General features: G+C 65.4%; 6 protein-coding genes and 1 pseudogene. 3 read left to right on the top strand and 4 right to left on the bottom strand.

Annotated elements, in window-relative coordinates:
* Both EN780_RS21920 and EN780_RS40740 read right to left on the bottom strand, forming a co-directional pair.
* Window positions 1–619 (bottom strand): CHASE domain-containing protein (locus EN780_RS21920; RefSeq protein ID WP_245500060.1); only part of this gene is annotated, 619 nt, incomplete at its 3' end.
* A gap of 196 nt (window positions 620–815) precedes the next feature.
* Entirely contained in the window at window positions 816–1,832 is a 1,017-nt protein-coding gene (locus EN780_RS40740; RefSeq protein WP_245500057.1) for a tetratricopeptide repeat protein, read from the bottom strand.
* 630 nt (window positions 1,833–2,462) lie between these two features.
* Between EN780_RS40740 and EN780_RS38880 the strand changes: the two genes are divergently transcribed.
* The gene (locus tag EN780_RS38880) at window positions 2,463–2,636 is read left to right on the top strand and encodes a hypothetical protein (RefSeq protein ID WP_189556646.1); all 174 of its coding nucleotides are present in this window, start codon (window positions 2,463–2,465) and stop codon (window positions 2,634–2,636) included.
* Between the two features lie 34 nt (window positions 2,637–2,670).
* Here EN780_RS38880 and EN780_RS21910 read toward each other — a convergent pair whose 3' ends face one another.
* Both EN780_RS21910 and EN780_RS21905 read right to left on the bottom strand, forming a co-directional pair.
* Window positions 2,671–3,537, bottom strand: coding sequence for a hypothetical protein (locus tag EN780_RS21910; protein WP_245500055.1), 867 nt, complete (start codon window positions 3,535–3,537; stop codon window positions 2,671–2,673).
* Between the two features lie 121 nt (window positions 3,538–3,658).
* A pseudogene (locus EN780_RS21905) lies at window positions 3,659–5,327 on the bottom strand (acyl-CoA synthetase).
* A gap of 164 nt (window positions 5,328–5,491) precedes the next feature.
* On the opposite strand from EN780_RS21905, the gene EN780_RS21900 reads away from it, so the two are divergent.
* Window positions 5,492–7,048, top strand: coding sequence for a serine hydrolase (locus EN780_RS21900; RefSeq protein WP_128275303.1), 1,557 nt, complete (start codon window positions 5,492–5,494; stop codon window positions 7,046–7,048).
* 170 nt (window positions 7,049–7,218) lie between these two features.
* The coding region (locus EN780_RS21895; RefSeq protein ID WP_128275302.1) for a cyclic nucleotide-gated potassium channel at window positions 7,219–7,990 on the top strand (772 nt) is incomplete at its 3' end.

The following is a 7,990-nucleotide window of genomic DNA, read 5'->3' as shown; positions in this document are numbered from 1 at the left end:
CGGTAAGGCCGCTTGCCGCGTAGAGCCGGTCGACATCGACAACCGCCGAAATGATGCCCCAGAAGCGGTCGCCACCGCCCGCCGTCGGCACGAAGACCGGGATGCGGCCGATGAAGCCGCGCCCGCCTTGCGCCAGGTTGACCGGCCCGGCGAACACCAGTTCGCGCCGGTCGCGCGCCCGCAGCGCTGCCGTCCGTTGCGCCTCGTTCTTGCGGTAATCGAGGCCGATCGCCTTCTCGTTGCCTTTCATCGGGTACATCAGCGAGATGACGAGGTCCGGCGCGCCGGCGATGTTGCGCAACTGCGACTTCTGCTCGAACAGATTGCCGGCAAGCGAGGCAAATCTCTGCTGGCCCAGATACGGCTCGGTGACGATGGCCGATACCAGGCCCTGGGTGAGCTGAAGATTGCCGTTGATGTTGCCCTCGAGCTTGGCCCGGATGATGTTGACCTTGGCCAGGACATCGGCGCGCGCCAGCTGATCGGAGACCTTCCTGTTCTGCTGGTCGGCAACGACGGCGCAGACCAAAAGCACGACGAACGCTATCGCCGCCGGCAAGTTGGCGGGGGAAAAAACGGCCTGCCTGACGCGGCCTATGCTGAAATCCGTTCTGGCCAATTCGACCCAAATGCCTTTCGTGGACGATAGCCCATCGGTCGAACTTAGTAGAAAGTGCTTAAATTTAGACTTCCATGCAGGCCAGAAGTTTCAGTATTGGCCTATCGTGACGCAGGTCATACGGATATTTCCCCGTGCCCCGCCAAAGGCCCGTGGCTGCGGAAATGCGGCGCATACTGACGGAAAGTCCTGTCGGTCAGTCGAGCCCGGCGACGCGCAGTCCCTCGATATAGCGGGCGCGATCCTTGTCGTGGACGATGGGGTGGTATTTCTCGACCCAATCCACGGACACGGAAGGATGCAGGCGCCGTGCCTGCGACAGGGCATGGATCGCGGCGGCGCGATCGCCCGCCATGCCGGCCGAAGCGGCGTATGTACGCCAGGCGGTGCCGAAATTCTGCCTGAGATCCACCGCCCGCCGTTCGAAATCGGCGGCCTCTGCATAACGCCCGGCCATGAAATGACAGAGCCCGGCGACGGAAAGGCTGCCGGCCTGCGTGAAGTCGCGTGGGCTTAGCCGGTCGGCCAGGGCGACTTGGTGCAGGCCGTCGTCTGGCATGCCCGCATAGGCATAGGTCGATCCAAGGATCATGTGCGCGTAGGCGAGGCTCGGATTGAGGGTGATCGCCTCGGACAGGGCCTTCACGGCTGGCTCGAAGCGACGCGACGCCATATGCACGAAGCCGGTGGCGAAGTGCGTCCAGGGGTCCTCCGGGTCGCTGCGGATCGCCCGTTGCGCCATGTCGTGGGCGGTCGGCAAGGCGACTTCGGCGTCGGCCAGCCCAAGCATCGCCTTTGCGGCCAGGCCCCAGGCAATCAGGCAGTTGGCGCGCGGATAGTCGGGATCGATGTCGATGGCCTTTTTCAACAGCCGCTCAGCGATCTCGAAATCCGGCACGGAAGCCCAGGTCCAGACATAGGGCATCGCTTTCATAACAAACCCCCAGGCGTCGAGATTGCCGGGCAACCGGCCCTGGAAACGCTCGTGCTCGGCCACATAGAGCCTCGGCTCGATGGCGCCGATCACGCTTTCGGAGATCTCGTCCTGCAGCGCGAAGAAATCGGCGATCTCGGCATCGTAGCGCTGCACCCAGATCTGGCGCCCGGTATCGGCGTCGCTCACCCTGGCATTGATCCTGAGCCGCTGCCCGGAACGGCGCACGCTTCCGTCGAGCACATAGCGCACGCCGAGTTCGCGCCCGATCTGCTTCACGTCGACCGCCTTGCCCCCATAGGTGAACGTTGCGGGCCGAGACGAACAGCCAGCGCAGCCGTGCAAGCCGGGTGATGATGTCTTCGGCGAGGCCATCGCCAAAATACTGCTGCTCGGCATCGTCGCTGAGATTGGCAAAAGGCAGCACGGCGATGGATGGCCCGGCCGCCGCGCCCTCGGATGGCGGCGCGGCCCTGTCGAGGCAATCCACCACGCCAGCGAAGCGGTAGCCGATCCGCGGGATGGTCGCGATCCATTCGCCGTCATCTGGCCCTGACCCAAGCAGTCTCCGCAGCGATGCGATCTGTACGGAGAGGTTGCTTTCCTCGATCGCCGCATGCGGCCACGCCGCATTCATCAGCTCGGTCTTGGACCGCACTTCGCCGGGCCGCTCCACGAGTGCGGCCAAGAGCAGCACGCCGCGATAACCGACGGCAACGGGCATGCCTTGCCGGAGCAGCGTTCCCGCCTCCGGGTTGAGCTCGAACGGGCCGAAGACGAACCGTTTCCCCACCATGGCGCAAACTAGCATCTTTTCGGAGCTTTTCGGAACTATTCGGCCGCGCGCCAGGGACGAAAACCGTCGGTCCGGCTCATTCTGTCACTGCGTTTCGAGACAGGAGAGCCGCAATGTCCGCCATTGTTTTCCACCCTATCGGGTTTGAGACGGAGACCGAGCAAACGGTTCCAGTGAGCAACAAGCGCCCACGCGAAGAAGAATTCCGCGCCGCCCTCGACCGCTATATGGCGGACTACATCACTCACCAGAAACGCTGCGCCGAGGCCAGGAATTCGTCCGAATAGATGCGAAACTGTCCGTGGCCGCTGAGCGCCGCGCCTACTTTCCCGCCATGTGATCGGCGAGCTCCTGCGCGTGGGCAAGCAGGGCAGGGAAGGCCGGGTCGCCGGGCAGATGCTCGCCCATGCAGGCGCGGTAGTCGCCGTCGCCTTTTTCCCAGGCGGCGTTGGCGGCATCGTAGGCCTTTTCGTCCTTGAGCTCCGAAGCCTGGTAGGCCTCCTGGAATTTCTGGGCGCCGGCGTCGGCCGCGGTCCACAAGGCATCGCAGGCCGCGATCTTCGGGACGGGCGGTGCGGCTGGCGCCTCGGCGATCAGCACGCGATCGCCCTTGACCAGCGTGACGATGACCTGCTGGTCGTAGATCGGCCCGACATCCTGGGTCCAGCCGCCAAGCCGCGCGAACGCCATGTCGGCGCCTTCCGGTTTCTTCAGCGGAAAGTCGAGCGTGCTGACGAAGGCGGCGTCGGCGCCGATGGCCTGGGTGTAGAAGGCGTCGAGCTTCAGCGCCGCGTCGATGCCGGCCGGCAGCCTGAGGTTCTCATCGGTCTCGTCGGCCCTGGACTTGAGCCACCGCTCGGCAAGCCCGCGCGTCGTCGCGACAAGGCTCGGGCCGTTGTCGCTGGTAGTATATCTCAGCCCGTCGAGCATGCCGAAACCGATATCGGAGTCGCTGAGGCTCTGCAGATTGATCGTGCCGGCTGCCGGAAAATCCTTGACCGCCAGCGGGCCGAGCAGGGCCGAAAGACGCGTCTGGAGATCGGCCATCGCCTTCGTATTCTGGGCATCGAGCGTTTCCACGACAGCGTTCGCGCTTTCCTGTGCTGCGATGTCGGAAATCGCCTTGTCGCGCGCGGCGATATAGTCGTCCTCCGGCGAGGCAGCGAGTGCCGCGCTGCCTGCAAGCATGAAGAGAAGTGTCCAGATCAACCGCATGACATAGCCCCCAAGTTAGCGATCAAAAGCCCTTGCGAGCCTTCGCCCGACTTGGCGGCTTTTGCGTGGCGGAAATCGGCGGATCGACAAATCTTTATCCGGCCTTCCGCTTCTCCACCTCGGCCTTCCGGAGCAGGAACCGCTGGATCTTGCCACTCGGCGTCTTCGGCAGTTCGGTCACGAACTCGACCTCGCGCGGATAGGCATGCGCCGAGAGCCGTTTCTTCACATGCTGGGCAAGCTCCTCGGCCAGCGCCTCGCTGCCTTTGAAGGCCGACGCCAGCACGACGAAGGCCTTGACGATCTCGGTACGCTGCGGATCGGGCACGCCGACCACCGCTGCCTCGTTGACCGCAGGGTGCTCGATCAGCGCGCTCTCGACGTCGAACGGCCCGATGCGGTAGCCGGCCGAGGTGATGACGTCGTCGGCGCGGCCGATGAAGGAGACCGAACCGTCCGGCTCGTATTCCACCGTGTCGCCGGTGCGGTAATAGCCGCCGGCGATCGCCGGCGTTTCGGCCTGGTGGTAGCCTTCGAACCAGCGCAGCGGCGATTTGGCGATGTCCACGGCGAGGATGCCCGGCTGGTTCGGCCCAAGCTCGTTACCCGCCTCGTCCAGAACCACCATGCGGTAGCCCGGCATGGCAAAACCTGCCGAGCCAGCGCGCACGCCGTGCGCCAGCCCATGATGGTTGTTGACCATCATGCCGTTCTCGGTCTGGCCGTAGTGGTCGTGGATCGGCGCGGCGAGGTTGGCATCGAACCAGCGGATCACTTCCGGGTTGAGCGGCTCGCCGGCGCTGCTCACCACGCGCAGCTTACCCTTGACACGGGCGGCAGCCGCGGCGCCTTCCGCCATCAGCAGGCGATAGGCGGTGGGCGAGCCGGCAAGGCTGGTAACGCCCAGCCGCTCGATGATGTCGTAGGTGCTCTTGGCGTTGAAGGCGCCCTCGTAGAAGGTGGTGGCGGTGCCGAGCTGCAAGGGGCCGGTGATGGCATAGTAGAGCCCGTACGCCCAGCCGGGATCGGCGATGTTCCAGAACACATCCCCGGGCCGCAGCCCGATCGCGTCGCGCATATAGGCGCCGAAGGCGAGCAGGGCGCCGAGCGGCACCGGCACGCCCTTTGGATGGCCGGTCGTGCCGGAGGTCGACATCATCATGAAACAGGTCCGAGCCCTTGCGCATCACTGGTTGGCAATCGGGGGAGGCGGCGGCAACGGCGGCGCGGAAATCGATGTCGCCGGCGGGCAGGGCCTCGCCCGCGCCAAGGATGGTGGCGATACGCGGATGGTTCTCCACCTCGTCGAGTTTGCCGCGATTGGCCGGATTGGTGACCACCAGCTTTGCCTTGCTGTAGCTCAGGCGATGCTCGATCGCTTTCGGCCCGAAGGCGGTGAACAGCGGCTGGTAGACCGCGCCGATGCGCCAGGCGCCGAGGATCAGCGCCACCAGCTCGGGGATGCGCGGCAGCATGCCGGCGACGACGTCGCCGGGGCCGACGCCAAGCGCCTTCAGCATGTTGCCGGCGCGCCCCGACATATCGGCGAGATCGTCGAAGCTAAACTCGCGCAACTCCCCGCCCGCCGAGATGGCGCGCAGCGCCAGCCGGTTTTCGCCGGTGTAGCGGCCGCAGCACTCGACATAGGCATTGATGCCAGTCGCCGGATCGCCATGCAGCCGGGCGACTTCATCCTCCATGCGGAAGCGCTCGACGGCGTCCTCGTAGCGCGGCAGGCTGGGCGCCGCTGGCGTCTTGGTCATCGCAATCCTCCCTCAACGGCTTGCCATCTTTCCATGGCAGGTCGCTCGGTGCAGCTTGCCCGAAATCCGCGCCGGGGTCGATTGCGGCGAAAGTCGATCGCGGCTTGGCCTCGCCAGCGCCGGCCTGTAGCATGGCCCGGTGAATGCAGGGAGGGAGGGGCGCGATGCGGCTTGATCGGAATCTCTGTCATTTGAGGATATGGGCCGCCATCGCCGCGATCGCGCTTTTGCCTTGTGCAGCGTCGGCCGACCCCATCACGCCCGAGCGCATCGCCGCTTCCTTGCCAAAGCTCGAAGCGCTGGCCGAGGCCGCCGTGACGGACGGTGCCGTCCCCGGTCTGGCCATCGCCGTCGTGCATGGCGACGAGGTGATCTTCCTCAAGGGGTTCGGTCATCGCGAGGCCGGCAAACCCGAATCCGTCGACGCCGACACAGTTTTCCAGATCGCATCGCTGTCCAAGCCGGTCTCCGCCACCGTCGTCGCGGCATTGGTCAGCGATGGAGCCGTGTCCTGGAACTCCAAGATCGCCGATCTCGATCCGGCTTTCCGCCTGGCCGAGCCTTATCCGACGAGCGAGCTCACCATCCGCGACCTGTTTTCGCACCGCAGCGGCCTACCGGGCACCGCCGGCGACGATCTCGAGGACATTGGCTACGACCGCGCCGAGATCCTGCGCCGCCTGCGCTTCGTGCCGCCGTCGTCGAGCTTTCGCGCCGGCTATTCCTACAGCAACTTCGGGCTGACCGAGGGGGCCGTCGCGGCCGCAATGCCGACAGGCAAGTCCTGGGAGGAGGTCGCGGAGGAAAAACTCTACCGCCCGCTCGGCATGGCCTCGACCAGCTCGCGTCATGCGGATTTCGTCAAGCACGCGAACCGCGCCGCACTCCACGTCAGGGTCGATGGCGCCTGGGCCGCGAAGATCAGGCGCGATCCGGATGCGCAGGCGCCCGCCGGCGGCGTCAGCTCCACCGCGCGCGATCTCGCGCAATGGGCGCGCCTGCTGCTGGGCGACGGGGTCTATGCCGGCAAGACGCTGATTGCCGCCGATGCGCTGGACCAGACGCATGTGCCGCTGATGACGCGCGGCAAGAACCCGGTGTCCGGCGGCGAGTCCTTCTACGGCCTCGGCTGGAACGTCGAATTCGGCCGGCACGGTTTGAGCTGGGGCCATGCCGGCGCCTTCAGCGTTGGGGCGCGTACCCTGGTGACGATCTTCCCGAAGGAGAAACTTGGCATCGTCATCCTCGCCAACGCTTTTCCGACCGGCGTCCCCGAAGGGCTGTCCGACAGCTTCGCCGATCTCGCCTTCGACGGTTCGGTCGAGAAGGATTGGGTCAAGGCATGGGACGCGATCTATTCCGGCATGTTCGGTCCGGTGGTCGAGGCGGCCAAGGCCACCTTTGCCGCGGCACCGTCGCCCTCGAGGCCGGCCCGGCTGGCCAGCGCCTATGCCGGCCGCTACGCCAACGACTTCATCGGCGAAGCGGACGTGTCGAGCGCGGGAGACAGCCTTGTCCTCAAGGTCGGGCCGGCCGGCGCCCGGTCCTATTCCCTGACGCATTTCGACGGCGACCTGTTCCTGACCTACCCCGATGCCGAGATGCCGGACAGGCCGACGGGCGTCAGCTTTGCCGTCGGCCCCGACGGCAAGGCATCGGCGATCACCATCGGGTTTCTCGACGACAATCATCTCGGCACGCTGCGGCGGGTGGGCGACTAGATTGGCCGAGACAGGTCATCCTCGTCGGCCTGCCTGTTCACGCCGGGTCGCGAAGCAATCGCGGACTGTTGGTTCACCGTGTTGATGCACGTCGCAGCGATAGCAGGCACCTTTGCGCTTGCCTTGAAGGCATTCTATTTTGCAGGGTGGTAGCGGCTCGTGGGCATAAAATGTCGGTACTGCCTTTCCTGAGAATTTACGCGCCGCTCAACGCGGTGCTGGCTGCGCCTGGGCTTCTGGCGGTGGCTGCGCTCACGATACCCGACATGTCCGGACGCAGCAGACTGGCCTTGGCTGCCGTGCTCGCTGTCATTTGGGGCGCCTATCTTCTGCAACTGGCTGGGACGCTGCTCAAGCGCCGGGCGGGAGACGTGCGCAACAGGACGCCTGAAATCGCCATCGATGTGCTCGCGGTCTTGGTTCCACTCGCCGCATTTCTGCTCGTCCGTACGCCCGACCGCAGCCTCTACTGTGCTGTGTGGTTGCTGAAACCGCTGCGCGACTCGACTTTCTTCCCGGTGCTGGGCAGGGTGCTGGCCAACGAAGCGCGCAATCTGATCGGCGTCACCACGCTCTTCGGCGTCGTTCTGTTCGGCGTCGCGCTCGCGGCCTTTGTCATCGAGCGCGACATCCAACCGGAAAAGTTCGGCAGCATCCCCCAGGCAATGTGGTGGGCGGTGGTTACTCTGTCCACCACCGGCTACGGCGACGAGATTCCGCAAAGCTTCGCCGGCCGCGTCCTTGCCGGGTTGGTGATGATGAGTGGCATCGGTATCTTCGCGCTCTGGGCCGGCATTCTTGCCACCGGCTTCTATCAGGAAGTCCGTCGCGAGGATTTCGTCCGCAATTGGCGATTGGTCGCCGCCGTGCCGTTGTTTCAGAAGCTCGGCCCGGCCGTGCTGATCGAGATCGTGCGCGCGTTAAGACCGCGCACGGTGCCCG

Origin of the sequence: Mesorhizobium sp. M4B.F.Ca.ET.089.01.1.1, assembly GCF_004022605.1 — a bacterium.
GTDB lineage: Bacteria > Pseudomonadota > Alphaproteobacteria > Rhizobiales > Rhizobiaceae > Mesorhizobium > Mesorhizobium abyssinicae.
This window is presented reverse-complemented; position numbering and strand designations above follow the sequence as displayed.

What these genes read in the sequence shown, in the direction of transcription:
- EN780_RS38880 (WP_189556646.1), top strand. Translation starts at nt 2,463, where the DNA reads ATGTCCGCCATTGTTTTCCACCCTATCGGGTTTGAGACGGAGACCGAG.
- EN780_RS21910 (WP_245500055.1), bottom strand. Translation starts at nt 3,537, where the DNA reads ATGCTTGCAGGCAGCGCGGCACTCGCTGCCTCGCCGGAGGACGACTAT.
- EN780_RS21900 (WP_128275303.1), top strand. Translation starts at nt 5,492, where the DNA reads ATGCGGCTTGATCGGAATCTCTGTCATTTGAGGATATGGGCCGCCATC.